The sequence below is a fragment of the Candidatus Dependentiae bacterium genome, assembly GCA_026389065.1.
Classification (GTDB): Bacteria; Babelota; Babeliae; order Babelales; family Chromulinivoraceae; genus JACPFN01.
In genome coordinates, this window is record JAPLIP010000010.1 from 16,679 (window position 1) to 37,431 (window position 20,753).

Sequence of the window (20,753 nt, forward strand, 5' to 3'; positions counted from 1 at the left end):
GAAGTTAAATATTTTTAGGATTCGATCATGTTATTTTTTATCTAAAAACTCACAAAAAGGAGATTTTTATGATCCCAGTAAACCCTATTTTAGCAGCAGCAGCAGCTGACATGGCAGTTGGAATGCTTTGGTATTCTGACTATGCATTTGGTCCATTATGGAGAAAATTAAAAAAAGAAGGCAATGGCGAATATAAAGATTTATATCAACGCTTAGCTCTTCAAGCAGTTGCATCTGTTATGGTTGCATCAGCTCTATACATCGCAATTATCACATTTCAAAAAACACAAGCAACATACTCTCACGAAGCTTTTACAAAACTATTTTCATGGTTCTTGGAAGATAAACCAAGCACAACAGAACTAATAGCTTCAATGAAAACAGTTGGCTTTATATGGCTTGGCTTTGTAGTTCCTGGAAATCTTTCATGTGCTGCTTGGTCAAACCCAATGAGCTTTGTAAAATTTGGAATCAAAGTTGGTTGCAAACTTGCTCAGTTCTTTGCTGTTGCTGCAGTTCTTTCTGCTCTTGCATAAGAATACATAAATATTTTTATACAAAAAAGCCGGACTTTAAAATCCGGCTTTTTTGTTAAGAATCTCAAAAGTTAAATGATTACTTTCTTTTTTGTTCGCCAAACAATTGCAAAAGATACATAAAAATATTAATCAAATTTAAAAACAAGCTTAAAGCACCCATCAATGCAAATTTACCCGCATCCTCTGGCGAAGACATCATAGACTGGCTATATCTTTTTAAGTTTTGTACATCGTATGCTGTAAGCATTGCAAAAATACCAACTCCAAAACATGAGATCACTAAGTTAAACTGAGCGCTTTGAACGAAAATGTTAATCAAATTTGCAATGATGATTCCAACAAGCCCCATAAATAAAATGTTGCCCATTGACGAAAGATCTGAATTTGTCATCCAGCCATAAACAGCCATGACTGCAAACATTGCTGACGCAATTAAAAACACATAAAAAACTGAAGCTGAAGTATAAAAATCTAAAACTGGAGCAAGCGCAATTCCTTCAATTGCACAAAACGAAAGAAACATAACAGCCATAGTTGAGTAACTAAGTTTGGCCATGTTGTATCGCATGTACATAATAATACCAACAGCAGCAAGCATTAAAATAAGAACTGGGAAAAAATTAGATTTCAAAGTAGCAAGCATTGGACGATTTACTTCTAAAAGATAATAAGAAGTTGATGCTGTTACAGCAAGACCTGCACACATCCAACCATAGACTTTGCTCATAAAACCTTCAGCCATCATGCTGGAATATCCACGATTATTGAAATTCATTTTTGGTCCCTTCATATGAAATAAAATATAAATTTTACAGATCCATTACTATTTAAAAATTTTACTACATTTTTTTTAAGAGATAAAGACAAACTATAGACTCTTGGTAACCATTGTAGTAAAACAATACCAAAGAATAAAAATCTATTTTTAATCGGTTCTTAAAAAGGAAAAAAATGACGCATTCACCTTCAAAGCATGGCCTTATCTGCCTAGCAACGCTTACAACTGTTTTATGCTGGAATGGATCAACCGTTGATTCTACAAATAAAAACAAACGCCAAGATACAAACTTTTATGGAACCATTCTTGACTACGCGACACCAAACCCTGCAAATGTAGAAGATATAGCAATTGCAGACAAAGATACTTTTGCTGTCTATCAAACCGTTAAAGATATTAAAACAGCTTGCGAAAAAAGCAGTGATAAAAACATAAAAACAGACATGGATCCAAAACAAAACAAGTCACTGTTAGACCTACATGAAATTTCAATGATTGAGTCTCGAAACCAAGAACATCCAACAGCGTCAGAAATTGAAATAAACAATCGAAAATATATTGAAATTGATGTAACATTTATCAATGGAAATAAGCAAACTTATTTAGTTGAAAGTACTCGCGAAGTTTCTTGCTTAAAGGTTGATAAATCTGCAGATAACAACTCAACTCCAATACTTGAAAAGCGCAAACTAAACATGATTCATGTAAAAAACTTAACTATCAAAGGCTATAAATCAGCCAAAGATACAAGCAAAAATCATGATGATAATCAAGTAAGCAAAAAAGCAGAAATTGCAGGCGCTACAGAAAAAATTATTGATCAGTTAGAAGAAAACGTAAAAAACTTACCTAAAGATAATTCTTCTCAATATGACAAAATAAGAAGCACCATGCTTTCACTCTTGAGATCACTGCGAGAACAGCTACAAAAAATGCTTAATATGTTAAAAAACTAAGGGAACAATCTTTCTAAAGGAGCTCTATCATGCCCGTTACGATTACAAAAGATAATTTCGAAAAAGAAATAAAACAATACGACAAACCAGTTGTCATTGATGTGTATGCAACTTGGTGTGGTCCATGCCAACAAATGAAACCTATTTTTACTGAATTAGCACAAGAATTTGAAGGACGCTGTAAATTTGCAGCCCTTAACGTTGACGAAGTAAGAGACTTGTCAATTATGTTTGGTGTAACATCAGTTCCAACATTTGTTTTTTATAACAATGGCGAAATGCATTCTAAAGACACAGGATATATGAGTAAAGAAGCTTTAAAATCGCGCGTTGAAGAATTTATCGCATCAGTATAAAATAGATTAATCTATAAACTACAAAAAAGGGCAGAATTATCTGCCCTTTTTTAATATATAAAAAAATTAATTGTTAAAATCTAAATGGCTGCTTCCACGTACCATTTTTTAATTGAAGATACTCTTCTTGCGTAGAGTCCCAACCAAAACGTCTCTCATGGGCAAACCATTGATTACCAACTTTATAATCAGGCTCAAGCTTGACAATGACAGACGCCCTAAAGCCACTGCCCTCTTTTCTTGCCGTAATTTTTACATTACGCCCAAAATTATCAATAAATTCTTTTTTAACTACTTTTTCAAAAGTTTCCACTAACTCTTTTGCCTGAAAATCTCTTTCAGGAAGAGGACTAACAGATGAAGAACTACTTGAGCTTATTAGACCATCTGGAGAAGATGATAGCTTATTTCTTTCAGGATCTTTATGCTGCGCTTGATTAATATTTAATTTTTCGCCATCAGGATATCTTAGTACGCACCACCTACCAACGCCCCTAATAACTTTAAACTCTCTGACAACACCATCGGTATCAATTTCTAATGTGCCAACAGGTACACCTTGATAAACTATCCGATCTCTTCTAATTAGGCTCTCGCCGCTCGAATTAGAAGCTAAATCAGCATATGCCGAATATACCGAACGAAGCCTTCTAGGCTCTGAAGAAATTAAACTACCAAATCCAAAAAATATTAGTCCAAGCCTGATCATTATTATTTTTGACATAAATCCCTAAATTTTCCCTAAAATTAAAACTAGCTAAAAACAAAATAAATATTAACGCTCGCTTATTATCATACCCTTAAATGAATCGTTTAAACCAAGACTGACTTGAGCAGCTCCAAAGGGTGGTGTTGGCAAAGAACTTGAAACAGCTTGTTTTGGCTCAATAACTAACTCAATGCCTTCCTGGTCAACTAATTGACCGCACCATTGCTCAAGTTGCTCATCTGTATATACTTTTTTAAGACTTAACTTATTTTCAAAGCTAACCAAACATTCATAACTCACGCAAATATCTTTTCCTGCCGGAAAAACAAAAGTGGTTTCTTGCTTTTCTTCGTTTTTACATGATTTTAAAAATGCCGTAATCAATTTTTTATGCTGACCAAAAAATATTTTTTTAGCTTGTTCTATTTCTAGCTGCGATACTGGACGCTCAGCTCTTTGAAAAAGCTTATAAACTCTTGGTTGTCTTGTTAAAGTAGAATCATCCTCGCGACGACGACACTTCTTTCTTCTATAATCATCATCATGCTCGTCAAGAATAAATAGCGCAAGCTCATCATTTTCTTGTTTTTTAGAGCAAGCATATTTTTGAGATAGAGGCGGGGTATCTAGATCTGTGTCTGACGCCTCAAGGGTAAAAATATTAAGAAGAAAAAAACTAAAAACCAAAAAGCGAACTTTCGACATAAAACCTCAATGTTTTGCCATAAACTATAATAAATCTATCTATTGTCAATACTATCAAAACAAGTGAACTCTTACAACAAAAGCCCTATTTAAAGGGAAATTTGAACATTAAGGCAAAAAAAACGGGCCTAGTTTCCTAAGCCCTAAATTCTAAAAAGCTGCCAGCCAAACAGCCTGAATAACCACTGCCTGTAAAACAATGGCAAAAGTAATAAATGCTATTTTTTGCGAAATTAAAGAAATGCTATTCATACCAGCTTCTCCTCTTTTTTAAAACACCCACTTAACTAATTCAATATTTATTTTTCATCCTCGAGATGGCGTTGCAAGAATTCATTATCTAACTCCCGAGCCGTAGACAATACCTTTCTTGCTTTACTGTAGGAATCATTAACCGCTTGATGCGACAGGTCTATGTCTGATGAACTTATAAAACTAACCCTTCTTGGGCTTTTATCGCTTTGATGATTGCTTAAAGGCCTATTTGGACCAAAATCCGTTCCAACGCGTGGCGATTCTTTTTTTTCTGGCAAAGCAAGCGCTCTAGCCATGATTGCGTCTTTTTCAGACATATTATTTATTGGTTTTTCAAGGAGTGATGGTGGTTTTGGAATTGCATGATGTACTCGAGCAGGCAATTGAGGTCCAACCTGCCATGGCAAAGAAGTCAACTCTTTGCTTATGGTTTTATTTGAACGAGAATCGGTTACCCTAAAAGGACTTCTTTTCGTAGCAACATCTGGAAATACTGTAGATGCAAATTTAAATGCATTTGTTGACTGAGCTGAACTACTTACCTTATCTGATTTTCGTAATACTTTTACCGTTTTTTTAATCTTTGCAGGAGGTAAAAATAAAAAACCTAATTCATCCTGACCATCCTGATCATCTTCGCTCAAAGGGCTAGTCCGACGTCTAAAAACATGGCCTTGATCATCTTGATAAAAATGACCAGAGGATGGCTCTATGTATTGACTTTTTAAAAGCTGAGCATAAAGCTGCCCGCTTAGCCTTTCCTCTTCTTCATCAGAATCAAAGCCTGGATCACTTTTTAAGCTTAATTTTCTTTCTGATGCAACGAGTAAAGATAGTTGAAAACTATTGAATATAAAGCTTGCGACAAAAAAATTAAAAATTATTTTCTTTGAACAAAGTTGAAATTGTTTGACCATAAAAACCCCTTATTAAAAACTTGTCCCATACAGTCAATATAACAAAGAGATAGCAGCAATAGCAATTTCAATCAACAAAACCCTAATTAACCATTGCTTAAAGCAATCTTTTAAGATTGTATTTCTTAGCACTAACTATTAAATATTTATTTTTTATCGTCAGGATTACTTTGTGCTAAATTGTCGTCTAATTGCCTAGCCTGAGACAATCGCTCTTTATTTCTATTTCGACAACCCTTAAACTCTTCACTTAAAAACCCTACATCTGGTGAACTTACGAAACTAACCCTTTTTTCACCTTTTTGATTCTTTTGATCAGCTAAAGGAGCTTTTGAATCGATATCTGGATCCAAAGCTATTCCAACATTGGAGAATTTTTTTATTAAAGGAAAAGAAATTGCACGAGCAAACAGAGCGTCTTGCTTAGCAATATTATTTCTTTGCTCAGGAAAAAGAGATGGCGGCCTTGGAATATTATTATAAGACCGATCAGAAGATGACGCACTTCTTACCGTAGAAAGATCTGGAAATGTTGTAGATAAATGTCCCACTAAAGAACCTTCTTCCCCTAAGGCTTGTTCCCCAGATGCTTTACCAGGGGGTAATACAAGTGGCTCAAGAGATAAAAAATCTTGATATTCCTGATTGTTTACATCCCATCCTTGATAAGGATCAGGGACTGGCGCCACGGCTCCTTCTCTGCCAACAGGATCTACGATTCCATCCAAAAAAGAATCACTGGGCAAAGAGCGAGAAACCCTTCTTTGATATTCTTCATCATAATCATACCCACTCGTACTCGTATGCAATTGTCCAAGATGAAAAAAACCTGCTAAAACAGTAACCACAACCAGATTGAATGTGACTTTTTTTGCAAAAAATTGAAAACGTTCTTTCATAAAAACCCCTTGTTAAAAACTTATCCCATATAGTTTATTGTAACTCAAAGATGGCAACAATAGCAATTTTTATCAAAAAAAGCTTAATTAAAAAGCGTTTTTAAAAGTTTTTATTTTAACTTCTTATCTTGAATAGCAACTCCAAGCTGCTCTAATTTCAGACGCAACTGATCAGACAATGCCCAATCTTTTTCTTGTCTTGCTATATCTCTTTGATCCAAAAGTAACTGAATCTCAGGAGTTATCTCAACTTCTTTGTGAATCATAGGAGCAAGCGTTAATCCCAAAACATTGACTAAAAATGACTTAACCAGGGATTTGGATTTATTGTCTTTTTGCAACAATGGCAAACTTTCAAACAAAACTCCAAAAACTCCAGATGTATTTAAATCATCTTTTAAGCATTCAAGCATACGACTAACTACGAAATCTTGCTCAGTCAAAGATAAAGCAGCTTCTTGAGTCTCTGCAAAAAAATCTACTATTCTTTTATAAGCCGTTTGAGTTGATATTAAATCTTGAAAAGAAAAATCTAATGGGCCTCGATAATGATGCTTTAAAAAGTAAAATCTGACCACCATTGGATCAAACTTTTCAAAAACTTCTTGGAGTGTGAAAAAATTATTGAGAGATTTTGACATTTTTTCTTTATTAATGCGCACAAAAGCATTATGCAGCCAATATTTTACAAAGGGCTCAGGGTACAAACTTTCAGATTGAGCAATTTCGTTTTCATGGTGTGGAAACATTAAGTCCATCCCGCCGCCATGAATATCAATACTACCCTGAAAAATATCATGTGCCATAGCCGAGCATTCAATATGCCAACCAGGCCTTCCCATGCCCCAAGGACTCTGAAAACCGACGATATCATCACGCTTCCACAAAGCAAAATCTAATGGATTTTCTTTGCACTCATCTATTTCAACGCGTGAACCAGAATCTAAATCTTTAATTTTTTGTTTTGATAATTGTCCGTACTGAGCAAAAGATAAAACCCTAAAATAAACGCTACCATCTTTTTGATATGCAGCTCCTTTTTGAATTAATCCTTGAGTAAATGCAATAATTTGCGGAATCATTTCTGTAACTAGCGGCTCAAAATTTGGGACCTTACAATTGAGCTGCTTCATGTCACTACCAAACGCTTTTATATAAGGCTTGGTAATCTCTTTATAGAGCAAAGGATCCCCTAATTCCTTGCTAGCTCTCGTCAAAATCTTATCGTCAATATCTGTAAAATTTCGAGCATATGTAACATCATAACCAAGGAAAGTTAACAATCTATAAACCAAATCAAATGTCACATAACATCTGCCATGGCCAATATGTGGATAATCATAAGGAGTAATTCCACAGACATACATTGAAACCTTACCTTCACGGCTTGGATTAAAAACTTCTTTTTTTTGAGTCATTGTGTTTGTAAAAACAATCATAGAAAAATTCTTTTTTATAAAATAAATATCATTTGAAAAAATATACCCAATTTCAAAAAAAAATAGTATCATAAAACAATCTAAAAGCATAAACTTTCAAGCTGGGTTGCAGCAACCCAAACTTAGATTTCAATTCAGGAGAAAATTGGATGGCACTTGAGAACAAAAAAATTGTAGCGAAGTTATTTCTAGTATCACTTGGTTTTTATTTTAGCACACAAGAAACACAAGGCGAAAAAGAAAAAAACCAACACAGCACAATTAAAAAAGTAACGAAGCAAAAAAGAAACTCATCAAAAAACACTGCAGATAAATCAACAAACACTCTATCTGATCAAGAATTATCTTATCGAGAGATAAAAGATCAAAATGTTTCTAGTGAGATTACAGATACTCTAACAAGTCAAGAAAACACAGATGAAACAACTAACAATTCTCAAGATGTTAAATCTGATTCAATCATTTCACCAAGCTATCTACCAACAACCATTGATTTTACCAAGAGACTATCTCTGCATGATGAACATAGAAAAATCAATGAAATTAACGTTTCTGGAAATATAATTATTTCTAAAGATTCTATTATCAACAGCTCACCTTTAAAGGTTGGTGACGAGTTTAGTTCAAATTACACTGCAACAATGATTAAAAACTTATACAAACTTGGCTATTTTCATCAGGTAAAAGTCTACGCTGCGCCTGTTGGCAAAGACAAAATTAATCTTTTGATATCTGTCCAAGAAAAACCAAAGCTTAAAGATGTAACATTTGTTGGTAACAAAGCTATTTCAGAAAAAGACCTAAAAGCTGAATTAAAAGTGGATAAAATTTCTACTCTTATTCAAGGTGAAATAAAAGCGCTTATCGTAAAACTCAAAAAATATTATCGCAAGAAAAACTTCCACCACGCACAAATAACCGCAGATTTAAAGCATGATTTAGATGGTAGAGTTTCTGTAGAATTTACTATCAAAGAAGGCAAAAAGTCTTACTTAAATCGCATTTCATTTAAAGGAAATAAGCGAATTTCAGGTAAAAAACTCAGAAGAGCTATTTTTTCTAAAGAAGATTGGATTCTTGGACTTCTTGATCATTCGGGTACTTACAATCCTGAAATGTCAGAAGGTGATAAATATATGATTGAAGAATTATATAAAAACCATGGATTCATACAGGCAAAAGTGACTGATACATTAATCGAACAAAATCCTGTAACGCAGGATTATCATATTACGTACACAATCCAAGAAGGTGATCGCTACAGAATTAAAGCTGTAAACGTACAAGGCAATCATCTGGTTAGCGAAGATCGACTTAGAGCTATTATACCTATTTGCGAAGGTCAATATTATTCCCTAGAAAATATACGAAGCGCATTAGAAAATCTACGCCTGATCTGGGGTGAACATGGCTATATTTTTGCAGATATTGAACCGTCAATTGAGACCGATGAAAAAACTAAATTGGTAACTATATCTTTTAACTCCGATTTAAAAGAGCAAGTTTATTTAAATAGATTAACCGTTCGAGGTAACACAAAAACTCGTGATAAAGTTATCCGACGAAACATCTTGCTAAACGAAGGCGAACTAATCACCAATATATTTATGGAGATTTCTAAGTCCTCTGTAAGCCGCCTAGGATATTTCGATCCTAAAAATGGTGTTAATTGGAAAACAATTCGTATTGACAACGCTCATGCCGATTTGGATTTAGTTCTACAAGAAATAAAAACTGGCTACTTCAATATGAACCTAAGCTTTGGGGGATCTCCAACAAATAGAAACTCTCCTCAAACAGGCCTGAGCTTCTCATGTAGCGCTGGTGATCGTAACTTTGTGGGCTCTGGTGTAGATCTGTCCACATCGGCTGATATTTCTTCAAAATATAGCTCGCTTACGACAACGGCAACTAACCCTTGGATGTTTGACAAACCAATCAAGGGAATTGCAAACGCTTACATAAAATCATCTGAATATGATGATCAAATTGATATTGCCCAAGAAGCACCTCTTGAACGAATTGTTGGTGGAATCGTTGGACTTGGATATGTAAGCAAACTCCTTGGTGGAATTAACGTTGATGGTAATGTCAGCGCAGAGAGAATAACTTATAATAGCAAAATAAAAGCAGCTCAAAAATTCAACAAAGCTGATCAAACAATTGCTCAGATTCTTTTAGACAAGAACTTTCAAACGGGTAATCAAATTTCATTTATTGGATCTTTAACTCAAGATCTTAGAAATGGAATAGCATTTCCAACAAACGGTCATCAATGGAAATGGTTTACTCAGCTTACAGTTCCTGGATGGAATAGCAGATGCAATACTCCACATCTTGAAACTGGGCCTAATCGCAATGCCTGCTTTAACTACTTTAAATCAGAACTTGATGTGACCTGGTACACACCATTAATTAATGAACATGACCTGGTTTTATGTATTCATGCAAACATGGGTATTATCAAGCCATTTAAAGGTAAAGACGCACCATGGAAAGCATTCTATCACATGGGGGGTCCGACAACTATTCGTGGTTATCTTTATGGACAAGTTGGACCAACATGGAAAACAGATTCTATTGGAGCAACCAAAGGATTTTGTGCAAACGTAGAGTTTATAGTTCCTCTTTCATCTAACTTAAATACTCGTGGAGTTATATTTTACGATGGTGGTGCTGGTTGGGATACTCCTTACTTTAATGAGTTTTCTCAGGCTGCAAAGGATGCTGGACTGAGCTTCCAAAAAGCATTTAGTAATAACAATTTTGTATATCGACATAGCGTTGGTATTGGTATTCGAATTAAATCACCAACTCCATTACAAGTGGATTTTGGTATTAAATTAAATCCAAGCAAATTGTTTAAAAACGAACTCACTCAAATGCATTTAAATATGGTTCATGAGTTCTAATAATAAATTGTTTATGAAAAAGGTTGTTGCGCTTTGATTGTTTTTTTTTATAAGCTATGTTTTATCAATAGCTAAAGAATGTTGGTGATAATGAAAAACAAAACACTGCTCATTTTTGCAGCATTAATAAATTTAATAATGATTTTTTTATTAATTCATAAGCAAAATAAAATTATAAAAATACTCTATGAGATGCAACAACTTCATGAACAGCAAGATGATCTGTTACAACAAAAAAAAGTCCTTACGCTTGCCTTTCACAAAGGCCAACAACTTTCAACGATACAACATTTTGCTAAAAACAAACTTTTAATGAATCCAATTACCCTAAAAGAAGCAAAAACTATCAACTCGCCAACTGATCAAAAAATTAATGACTCTCAACCAAAAGCAGAGGCGTAATGGATAGCTCTCACAATAATTATTTCAGGCTTTTTACCGTAATTATCGTATTTTTCATGCTTTACAGCATGATTATTTTGAATTTATATTTTATACAAATTCAACAAACCAACTTTTTTAAAAATCTTGGGGACAAACAGTACAACATAACACTTCAGACCTTGCCACAACGTGCTTATATTTTCGACAGAGACAATATCCCTGTCGCAATTAATAAAGATAGCGTTGCGGCCTTTATTTTGCCAAAAACATTATCAAACCAAAAAGACCTTTACGCTTTCTTAAAAAAACATTTCCCTCAGGCTTATGAAAGAATGACCAGCAGCAAGGGCAAGAACTTCATGTTTATCAAGCGAAATCTTTCGCCAGAAGAACTAGAACTGATAAACCAAGCAAAGATACCAGACATTAATTTACTCAACGAATCAAGCCGGTTTTATCCTTACGAGTCACTTGGTTCAATTGTGGGAATAACAGACATAGACAATGCTGGATTATTTGGAATTGAATCAATGTACAACAAAGAGCTTTCTGGAACGCCAACTACATATAACCTTAAAAAAGATGCAAAGTCTCATCATTTTTACTTTGGAAAAGAAACGAAACATCAAGGCATTGAAGGTCAGCCAATCACGCTGACAATATCTGCCGATCTTCAATTTAAATTCCAAACTATTTTAAATGATGCAATTATCACCTATGGAGCTACAGAAGCCGGAGCTTTAGCAATTGATCCACAAACTGGAGAAATTCTTGCTGCAGTTTCTTATCCTGATTTTGATCCAAACAATACTAAAAATTTAGACATGGAAACAACTAAGTGCCGCCCCATCGTAAACAGCTTTGAAAGCGGATCTGTTCTAAAAATATTTGCAGCGGTTGCAGCGCTGCAAGAGGGAGCAACAGCGCTAGATGAAATTATTGATTGTGAAAACACAAAAGAAACAAGGCTTGATAATTTAAGGCTCAGAACTATTCAACCGCACGGCAAAATTTCATTTTTAGAAATTATTGCACACTCCAACAACATAGGAATAGTCAAGGTTGCCAAGCGACTTGGAGCTGATCTATATGATTATTATAAACTTTTTGGATTTGGAGAGTTTACTGGACTTAACTTTCCAGGAGAGCAAAAAGGCTTTGTAAACCATCCTTCAAATTGGTCTGCTTACTCCATTCAGTCTCTTTCATATGGTTATGAAATTTCCACATCTATGCTACAGCTTGCGCGCGGATTTAGCATGATAGTCAATGGTGGATACCTCGTAACTCCAAAGCTTATAAAAAATGATGATGTTACAAAAACTGGTCCATTTTTATCACAAAAAACAATTGATGATGCGGTCAAAATACTTGAAGCAACCGTAGAAATCGGAAGCGGAAAAAAAGCCAATATTCCTGGATACAAAATCCTTGGAAAAACAGGAACTACAAATATTTTAGTGGATGGAAAATATAATGAAGATCGACACTTTTATTCATTTATTGGATCAGTACAAAAAGATGATTACCATCGAGTGATTGTTTGCTATGTAAAAGACTCTAAACGCGCGACCTACGCTTCAATGGTTACAGCGCCACTTTTCAGGCAGCTTGCAGAAAGTATGATTCTACAAGAGCAGACTAAAAACATGACGCTGTAATTTAAAGTTTTTTATACAGATAAAGAATAGACTGCTTCAGGTTGTTCGATGCCGCAAAGCTCATACACATCTTTTCCAAAAACGGTACCATCTTCCATAAGCATATCGACAAGTTCCATCAATTTGTCTTGATGATCAAATATAATCTTATAAGCAACAGCGCGACACTGCGCAATTATTTGTGCCACCTCATTATGTAACTTTGTTGCTATTTCATTGGGCAAATGATCTTGATTATGTATGAATTCTGCAAACGTTACATCTTTAAACTCATCAGTCATGCCATAATGCATAACCATTTCAGTTGCTATTTTTCTTGCAGAGGCCAAATCGCTCGAAGCTCCAGCACCTCTTCCACCATAAATAATTTCTTCTGCCACACTTCCAGCAAGAGCTACAACAATTTCTGCGAGCATTTCATCTTCATAGCGAGAATGCCTTTCTTTGATTTCTATACCAAAAGTAAGACCCATGGCGCCACCGCGTGGAATTATCGTAACTTTATAAAGCGGTGTTGCAAGCTCTTGATACACATGGGCCAATGCATGCCCAGCTTCATGAACGGCTGTTTTCCAGAATTCTAAATTAGAAATCTCCATTCCTCTTGTTTCACGCCCTAAAAACATAAAGTCGCGAGCCTGATCAATATGACTCATCGTAACAAATCTTTGACCTTGACGAACTGCTAAGATTGCAGCTTCATTTACAAGCTGTGCAATCTGTGCTCCAGAAAATCCAGTAGTTCCTTGTGCAATTTTTTCAACATCAATATCAAACGATGTTTTAACCTTTTTTAAATGAACTTTTAAAATCTTAATTCGATCTTTTTTAAAAGGTACATCAATATTAATTTTACGATCAAACCTGCCAGGACGCATTAACGCAGGATCAAGAACGTCAGATCTATTTGTTGCTCCAACTACAATAATTGGATTTTCTTGTTGCTCAAATCCATCCATTTCTGCAAGAAGCTGATTTAAGGTTTGGGTTAATTCATTATCTCCACCAGAGCCATGAGCAACTCTTTTTCTTCCGATTGCATCAATTTCATCAATGAAAATAATACAAGGTGAAAGTTCTTTTGCTATTGCAAATAAATTACGCATGCGAGAAGCACCAATTCCAACAATTGCTTCAATGAACTCTGATGCATTTATGTATAAAAACGGACAATCTGTTTCTCCAGCAAGAGCGCGAGCTAAAAGAGTTTTTCCATTTCCAGGAGGACCTGATAACAAAACTCCTTTTGGAACATGAGCACCCATTTCTATAAATTTTCTTGGATCTTTTAAGAAACTTAAAATATCAAAAAGATCTTCTTTTGCACTATCAAGTCCGGCAACATCTTTAAACCGAGTAGAAATAATTCCTGGGCCAAAAATCCTTACTCCAGATCTCGAAAAATTTAAAAAATTACCATCTTCCTCTTCTTCTTGATCACACGGCAAGTGAGATATAATTTTATTTTTATTTAAATAAATCATAGCCAACGATAAAAAACTACCACAGGCAATAGGATTACGATTTGCAATTATAAAATTTTGAATTTCTGCCGGATATAAATAAGTAGTAATTAATGCTGCAACAGACATCGTAAAAATGAGTGGGTGATTTTTAAAAGAGTCTTCAATAAAAGTTCTATTCAACGCAGCTGGACCAGCGGTATATTTATAATCATCTTTTCTTTCTTGTTGCTTTTTAGGGCTGCGAGAATAAATATTTGCTTCAAAGCTTAAAGCACAAAATATAAAAAAGATTTTAAAAAATGGAATTTGCTTCATATTGTTTCTTTCAAAATAAGGTTTTTGTACTATCTGCTTAGGACCAAAATAATATAAAAACAGAGTAAAAACAATAACAATGTCTCGACTAACTAGAAAGATCACAAAAACAGATTGATTTTTAAAATTATCAAAAATAAAGTTATGTGATATGGTACAAATAAAGATAAACAACCTTGTAAAAAGGAACGTAGAATGAAGTATAAAATAGCAGCTCTTTTTTGTGTCATCTTCTCCTCTAAGAGCGTCTTTGGGCTCGATGATTACACAAGTCAAACTTATATGTTTGTTCGCCCCATATTCGATTCTATTGCAGTCAATCAAGCATCATGGAACAATATGGCTTACAACAAGCAAACTAATGGCGCTGCTTTTCAAATATATCCAATGGTTTCAACATCAATTGACAACAAAAACTCACAAAAATATTTCTTATTCGATTATAAAAAAGAACTCACTGTAATCGCTGGAAGCCCAAATACTTTTACTACAACCGGCGCTCCTGTTCCGGTTGATCAGTCTCAAGGTGGGTACGCAGTACCATCTTTCAATCGAGACATTTTAGGCCAATGGATTGGAATGACTAATACACAAGGCAGAAGTTTTTCTTTAAATCCAAGAGAGAAACAAGCATCTATCATGCTTGAGTACAATCAAAACCTTGGAGCATTTCATGAGTCAAGTTTTTTTAAAGACTGGTCTTTAAGCTTTGCAGCTCCACTTACATGGATAGAAAACAATATTGGCTTTTGTGGAGATCCTGCAATCGCAGAGGCCTTTAGCCAAAAACAATACCAATTCACACGAATTAATACCTGCAATCAAAAATCATTTGCATTAACCCAACTGCAAATTGCTCTCAACACACAATATTTAAATAATAACGATGTAAGAATTATTTCAAGCACTGGAGTTATCATTCCTTTTGTTCGCCTTAATCCTAATTATTCACTATTTGAACCAGTTCAAGGATTTAATACTCACTTTGTTTTAAATGCTGCAGCGCTCTTTCAATTCCCAATTTATAAAAAGAATAAAGATTCAAATTCGACAATTTTATACTTCTTAGACTTTAACAATAATTTCTTGTCTAGAAACCATCAAAATAGAACTTTTGACCTTAACAATAAATCGTATTCTCGGTACATGAAACTGCTTGACAGATACACAAATACGCTCATTCCTGCTATGAACGCATTAACTTTAAGGTGCCGTGTTGAGCCATTTAACATTGTTAACTTTGCAACAGGATTTAGATTTAAATACAAAGAATCTATCGGATCGATTGGCTACGAACTTTGGGCTCATGCAAGCGAAGTAATTACACCAAATCCAAAACAGCCTGAGTATGGCTATGATGCTTTACACGATGACCAACCTGGCGTTTGGCATAATGATAGATATGGTATCGCATTTATTAATCAAAATGGAGACCTTGCATACATTGACGGTGCTGGAGTAGTGCAACCATTACCAGTTGGACAACCGGGCCAAACAGCAAGCCAAAGTACTATCAATTTTGTTGCACCACCAGATGGAATCCTTTCGTGCTGTGGTACAACTCCAACATTTACCCAACAAAACGTCTACCTAAAACTTCAAGATCTCGACAGATTTTCTTGTGCCGCACGGTCAACAATTATCCACAGAGCATTTATGACTGTTGGAGTAGCAGACAAAGGTGAGATTCGTGATTATTTTGTAAATATCGGTCTTTCTATTGAAATTGCTCAAAATGATGCTGCCCTTGGAGCTTGGGCTGGATGGCTAAAAGCGGGGCTAACATTCTAAATTCTGTACTTAAGTAAAAAAAACATGCTATAATTTGCCCATATATTATTTCTTATTTAGGGTTTATAAAAATGTTAAAAAAATCTTTGTTTTTAGCTATAGCTTTTTCAGCATCATACTCACAGTCATCATTCTTGCAGTCCAGTTACCAACAAAATCCACCATCTCCCCTGTGTCAAGAGTTTAAAAACATGTCTTTTGACAACCTATCCTCAAGTAACCTGTACTCAAACAATCTGTCTTCAAGTGATGCAACACCTTCCTTGCGCCAAAGAAAAATGCACTCATTTTCTCCAAGCCCTTTATTTGAAGGTCAATCTCCAATATCTATTTCTAGCGATATCATTATTTACAATGAACAAGAAACCCGAGAAGAAATTACCAAAGGAGCTCTGGTAGTGACAGCTACACTGCATCAAGCTTTTAAAGCTGAAAAAAATGCTTTGAAAAAACATAGAAAAGAACAAACATTACAAGCAGAAATCATTAAAGCTAGAAAACAGGCGGTACGAGATTTGCGTGAACTGTATCCTTCTTGCACACTCGACAAAACCCAATTATGCCCTAAAACAGGTGAATTATTCTATACAAGAAGTGGCATAACCGTTGGCGGAATTGATGACATTTTTGAGAGAAACTAAGAAGTTTTACTATTTGAAAAAACTATGGTAATATTTATTTAGGTTTAATTTTTTTATTTAGGGGTCCATACATATGCAAAATTTCATACAAAAACAGATCATTTTCTCAGTCTTTATGAGCATAGCCGCTGTAGCCAGCGTAAGCGCTTCAGAAAAAGCTTTAAGCGCTCCTTTTGCAATGAAGACACTTCCTGCAAAAACTCAATATGCAAGATCCGCAGACTTTGACAACACGCCATCTCCTTTAACTTCAGCTCAAAATGGAATGTCTCCAGAAGAACCAGAAAATAGCATGGTTGGAATAACAGCTCCTTGCAATAGCCCTGTTGAGAGTTTATCATTTAATTTTAATGAACTTCTAACCGCTTTAAGTAATTCGCCAGAATGTCAAAAAGGACAAATAGAAGATTCAGAGGAATTAATAAGAGAAACATTGACAAAAGAAGAACAGTTGGCAATAAAAGCGTTGGAAATAAACGAAGATCCGTTTGTAAAACAACTCTTAGAAATAAAGAAGATTGTTGAAAAGCACGATGCAGCTTATGTTAAAGCTCAAGAAAGATCAGAAATATCTCAAAGAAAATTAGAAATAGCTGTTGCCGATTTATTATTTAACAGAAATTAAAATAAATAGAAGAATATAAATAAATTTATTAAAGAGAGCGGATATATAAATATCCGCTCTCTTTAATTTATAAGCCTATAAACCTTTATAATTCATAAACAACTTCAATCTCTTTACGTAAAAAAATGATTCGTATGAAAAAAGCCTTACATAAAAAAATTATTTTTGCTGCCTTTGCCGGCCTGACATCTGGAATATACTCGAGCGCTTTAAGCAGAGTGCCGATGATTGAACCTAGTGCGCGACGTCTTCCAACGAATTCGCTCACAATTCCTCATAATCCAGAACGTCGCAACCCAAGCCCTAGCAAACGGCCAATCGCTATTTCTGGACGAATGGTTCGTGAATATTCTAACGGCCCAGCCCTTATAAGCCTTGCTAGAATCCAAGAAAGCAACCAGCCTTTAAAGATACAAAGCTATAATTCAAATCAAACATCTAATGGCCACAATGTTTCTCCAGACCTCGCAGCTTTTGCTTTCAATTTGCCCAACCTTCAATACGTTTCACCAATACGCACGGGCAACAATAACATTCCTGCAAAGGCAGATGCAAAAATTGATATAAAACATCTTTGTGCGATTCTAGAAAATCTACAGAAACTACAAGATTTAGAAGAAAAACAAGCTTCAAAATCAGAATATAGCCCAGAAGATGATACAAAATCAGATACTTACAATAAATGGTTTAGATAGTTTAATAAAAATTAAGAATTAAATAAAAAAGAATGGGACTTGAAATTTCAAGTCCCATTCTTTTTTATTTAATTTGAAAGTATGTTTTAAGTCATCGACGGATACGTCAAGAATTTTTTACATCATTCCAGACATACCACCCATACCCATTGGAGGCATTGGATGATCTTTTTTCTCTTCTTCAATGTCACAAATCATTGCTTCAGTTGTAAGCAAAAGACCTGCAATTGATGCTGCATTTTGCAAAGCACATCGAGTAACTTTAACAGGATCAACAATTCCTGCTGCAATCATATCGACATACTTACCTTCTTTTGCATCAAATCCCATCGTAACATGTCCTGCGTCAGCATAAGTTACTACAGCATTAACAACGACAGAACCTTCATGGCCAGCATTTGAAGAAATTATTCGAAGCGGCTCTTCAATTGCACGACGTACAATTTGAGATCCAAGCTTTTCATCGCCAAAAAGCTCTAGGCTTTTAAGTAATGCTTGCGCATGAATTAATGCACAACCACCACCAACGACAATACCTTCTTCAACTGCTGCTGTAGTTGCGCTCAAAGCATCGTCGATACGATCTTTGATTTCTTTCATTTCAACTTCTGTTGCTGCGCCAACTTTAATAACTGCAATTCCGCCAGCAAGCTTTGCTAAACGTTCTTGTAGCTTTTCAGAGTCATACTCTGAAGTGCAGTTTTCAATTTGCATTCTGATTTGAGCAACCCGTCCTTGAATCGCAGCATCTGAGCCAAGACCCTGGATAATTGTGCACTCATCTTTTGTTAAGATTACTTTTTTTGCATGCCCTAAATCTTGTTCCATTGCGGTATCAAGATTCATGCCTTTATCTTCAGAAATAACAACGCCGCCAGTTACGATTGCGATATCTTCAAGCATTTCTTTACGACGATCACCAAAGCCAGGAGCTTTTACTGCTGCCACTTTAAGCATTCCGCGGATTTTATTGACCACGAGTGTTGCTAAAGCTTCGCCTTCAAGATCTTCTGCAATAATCAATAGAGACCGGCCTGTTTTTGCGACGCTTTCAAGAATTGAAATCAACGATTTCATGCTTGTGATTTTTTTGTCATACATCAAAATAAGCGGTTCGCTTAAAACTGTTTCCATTTTTTCAGAATCAGTTACGAAATATGGAGAAAGGTATCCACGATCAAATCGCAAACCTTCTACAACCACCAATTCGCTTTCTGTGCCCTTTGCTTCTTCAACAGTAATTACACCATCGCGACCAACTTTTTCCATAGCATCAGCAATCAATTTACCAATTTCGATATCATGATTTGCAGAAATAGTAGCAACTTGCTCAATTTCTATTTTGCTTGTTACTTGTTTAGCCATTGATTGAAGTGATTTAACCACATGAGCAACAGCCTTATCAATTCCACGCTTTAATTCCATTGGGTTTGCACCAGCGGTAACATATTTGTTACCTTCTTGGAAAATTGCTTGTGCAAGCACGGTAGCGGTTGTTGTTCCATCCCCAGCTACATCAGCTGTGCGACTGGCAACTTCTTTAACCATTTGAGCGCCCATATTTTCAAGCTTATCTTTTAGCTCAATTTCTTTTGCAACGGTTACACCATCTTTAGTAATAGTTGGCGCTCCAAAAGTTTTTTCGATGGTTACGTTACGACCTTTGGGCCCGAGTGTCACTTTAACTGCATTAGCTAAAACGTTGACACCTTCTAATATTTTAGTTCGAGCTTGAGTCCCGAATACTATTCTTTTTGCCATATTTTAAGTCCTTATTTTTCTACAATGCCTAAAACATCATCTTCTTTTAATACTAGAAACTTTTCCCCAGCCTTGGTTCCAGCATATTTTCCAAAGAAAACAGTATCCCCAACTTTAACTTGCATAGGTATAAATTCGCCTTTTTCAGTCCTAAGACCAGATCCAGTAGCCATAACTAAACCAGTTTGTGTTTCTTCTTTTGCTGTATCTGGAATATAAAGTCCACCAGCTGTCTTAGTTTCTTCTTCGATGCGTTTGATCCAAACGTTATTGTTGAGTGGTCGAAATTTTTCGAACATATAAACAACCTTTTTTGACTCGTAAAATATAACGATTTTATCTAGTTTTGCGCTTTTTTGATGCCACCAGAAAGATGACAGATTCATAAAAGTCACTCTTAAATTATAGCCTATAAACCAAGTTTGTTCAAACCTTTTCTGGAGGCAAAACTTTAAGATTTACCACCAGAAAAGATTATAAAACTAGCTTATTTTTGCTCTTTAGTTTTTTCTGCAAATTCTTTGAGTTTATCAGGAGTCGCTTGATACAGGTCAATTACGTTTCCTCCTGGATCCTTCATCCCAACCATAACGCCATGTGGAGCTACTACTGGTTCATTGACAAAGGTTAAGCCTTCATCGGTCAACTTCTTATGCAAAGCAATTAAGTCGTCAAACACCTCAAAAACAACCCCTGAGCGAACATTGTCTTGCGCTTGCTCTGTTGGGCACAAACCAATTTTAACGCATCCGAGATCAAATTCTGCCCACTTGCCCTCTAGGTAAAACTTTTGAGGCAATCCTAGTTTTGTATAAAAATCTACAGCTTTTGCCAAATCAGTCTGCATCAAAATGACCATGCCTAATTTTATTGATCCATGTTCCATAAAAATTCCTTATCAAAAAATATTTCTACCAACAGGATACATGAAAATTAGATAAATTTTAAG

The 20,753-nt window shown here is 35.2% G+C and carries 20 protein-coding genes; 10 read left to right on the forward strand and 10 right to left on the reverse strand.

All coding sequences use genetic code 11. From position 1 onward, the window contains the following. Positions 1-68: 68 nt before the first annotated feature. Positions 69-536, forward strand: a complete 468-nt coding sequence (locus tag NTU89_00365; GenBank protein ID MCX5923001.1) for a DUF1761 family protein — start codon at positions 69-71, stop codon at positions 534-536. 79 nt (positions 537-615) lie between these two features. Here the strand turns inward: NTU89_00365 and NTU89_00370 are convergent, their stop codons facing one another. Next, on the reverse strand, positions 616-1,314 hold the full coding sequence (locus NTU89_00370; protein MCX5923002.1) for a Bax inhibitor-1/YccA family protein: 699 nt from the start codon (positions 1,312-1,314) through the stop codon (positions 616-618). A gap of 176 nt (positions 1,315-1,490) precedes the next feature. On the opposite strand from NTU89_00370, the gene NTU89_00375 reads away from it, so the two are divergent. Beyond that, positions 1,491-2,273: a hypothetical protein gene (locus NTU89_00375; protein MCX5923003.1), complete on the forward strand. Its 783-nt coding sequence runs from the start codon at positions 1,491-1,493 to the stop codon at positions 2,271-2,273. Positions 2,274-2,302: 29 nt separating this feature from the next. Further along, a complete protein-coding gene (trxA, locus tag NTU89_00380; protein MCX5923004.1) occupies positions 2,303-2,629 on the forward strand; it encodes a thioredoxin in 327 nt (108 codons plus the stop codon). A gap of 73 nt (positions 2,630-2,702) precedes the next feature. Here the strand turns inward: trxA and NTU89_00385 are convergent, their stop codons facing one another. From NTU89_00385 to cysS, 5 genes are all read right to left on the reverse strand, one after another. Continuing rightward, complete coding sequence (locus NTU89_00385) at positions 2,703-3,353, reverse strand: hypothetical protein (protein MCX5923005.1); 651 nt, start codon at positions 3,351-3,353, stop codon at positions 2,703-2,705. A 51-nt stretch (positions 3,354-3,404) separates the two neighbouring features. Beyond that, positions 3,405-4,043: a hypothetical protein gene (locus NTU89_00390; protein ID MCX5923006.1), complete on the reverse strand. Its 639-nt coding sequence runs from the start codon at positions 4,041-4,043 to the stop codon at positions 3,405-3,407. A gap of 299 nt (positions 4,044-4,342) precedes the next feature. Then, positions 4,343-5,215 carry a hypothetical protein gene (locus NTU89_00395; GenBank protein ID MCX5923007.1) on the reverse strand — a complete coding sequence of 291 codons (873 nt, stop codon included), beginning with the start codon at positions 5,213-5,215 and terminating at the stop codon, positions 4,343-4,345. 146 nt (positions 5,216-5,361) lie between these two features. Beyond that, positions 5,362-6,114: a hypothetical protein gene (locus NTU89_00400; GenBank protein MCX5923008.1), complete on the reverse strand. Its 753-nt coding sequence runs from the start codon at positions 6,112-6,114 to the stop codon at positions 5,362-5,364. Positions 6,115-6,224: 110 nt separating this feature from the next. Next, positions 6,225-7,625 (reverse strand): cysteine--tRNA ligase, encoded by a 1,401-nt coding sequence (gene cysS, locus NTU89_00405; GenBank protein ID MCX5923009.1) that lies wholly within the window; start codon positions 7,623-7,625, stop codon positions 6,225-6,227. Positions 7,626-7,702: 77 nt separating this feature from the next. Here cysS and bamA point away from each other — a divergent pair, with 77 nt between their 5' ends. From bamA to NTU89_00420, 3 genes are all read left to right on the forward strand, one after another. Next, positions 7,703-10,465, forward strand: coding sequence for an outer membrane protein assembly factor BamA (bamA, locus tag NTU89_00410; GenBank protein ID MCX5923010.1), 2,763 nt, complete (start codon positions 7,703-7,705; stop codon positions 10,463-10,465). A gap of 90 nt (positions 10,466-10,555) precedes the next feature. After that, complete coding sequence (locus tag NTU89_00415) at positions 10,556-10,867, forward strand: cell division protein FtsL (protein MCX5923011.1); 312 nt, start codon at positions 10,556-10,558, stop codon at positions 10,865-10,867. After that, positions 10,867-12,510, forward strand: a complete 1,644-nt coding sequence (locus tag NTU89_00420; protein ID MCX5923012.1) for a penicillin-binding protein 2 — start codon at positions 10,867-10,869, stop codon at positions 12,508-12,510. The genes NTU89_00415 and NTU89_00420 overlap by 1 nt, the downstream gene beginning before the upstream one ends. Before the next feature lie 11 nt (positions 12,511-12,521). Here the strand turns inward: NTU89_00420 and NTU89_00425 are convergent, their stop codons facing one another. Next, positions 12,522-14,291, reverse strand: coding sequence for an AAA family ATPase (locus NTU89_00425; GenBank protein MCX5923013.1), 1,770 nt, complete (start codon positions 14,289-14,291; stop codon positions 12,522-12,524). 195 nt (positions 14,292-14,486) lie between these two features. Between NTU89_00425 and NTU89_00430 the strand changes: the two genes are divergently transcribed. The 4 genes from NTU89_00430 (at position 14,487) to NTU89_00445 (ending at position 18,043) form a co-directional block, all read left to right on the forward strand. Then, on the forward strand, positions 14,487-16,082 hold the full coding sequence (locus NTU89_00430) for a hypothetical protein (protein ID MCX5923014.1): 1,596 nt from the start codon (positions 14,487-14,489) through the stop codon (positions 16,080-16,082). Positions 16,083-16,153: 71 nt separating this feature from the next. After that, on the forward strand, positions 16,154-16,723 hold the full coding sequence (locus NTU89_00435) for a hypothetical protein (protein MCX5923015.1): 570 nt from the start codon (positions 16,154-16,156) through the stop codon (positions 16,721-16,723). 73 nt (positions 16,724-16,796) lie between these two features. After that, a complete protein-coding gene (locus tag NTU89_00440; protein MCX5923016.1) occupies positions 16,797-17,348 on the forward strand; it encodes a hypothetical protein in 552 nt (183 codons plus the stop codon). 134 nt (positions 17,349-17,482) lie between these two features. Continuing rightward, complete coding sequence (locus tag NTU89_00445; protein MCX5923017.1) at positions 17,483-18,043, forward strand: hypothetical protein; 561 nt, start codon at positions 17,483-17,485, stop codon at positions 18,041-18,043. A gap of 117 nt (positions 18,044-18,160) precedes the next feature. On the opposite strand, the gene groL is transcribed toward NTU89_00445, so the two are convergent. The 3 genes from groL to NTU89_00460 all read right to left on the reverse strand — a co-directional run bounded on the left by groL (position 18,161) and on the right by NTU89_00460 (position 20,690). Further along, positions 18,161-19,804 (reverse strand): chaperonin GroEL, encoded by a 1,644-nt coding sequence (groL, locus tag NTU89_00450; protein ID MCX5923018.1) that lies wholly within the window; start codon positions 19,802-19,804, stop codon positions 18,161-18,163. 11 nt (positions 19,805-19,815) lie between these two features. Continuing rightward, positions 19,816-20,103, reverse strand: coding sequence for a co-chaperone GroES (locus NTU89_00455; GenBank protein MCX5923019.1), 288 nt, complete (start codon positions 20,101-20,103; stop codon positions 19,816-19,818). 188 nt (positions 20,104-20,291) lie between these two features. Continuing rightward, complete coding sequence (locus NTU89_00460) at positions 20,292-20,690, reverse strand: VOC family protein (protein ID MCX5923020.1); 399 nt, start codon at positions 20,688-20,690, stop codon at positions 20,292-20,294. Between the last annotated feature and the right edge of the window lie 63 nt (positions 20,691-20,753).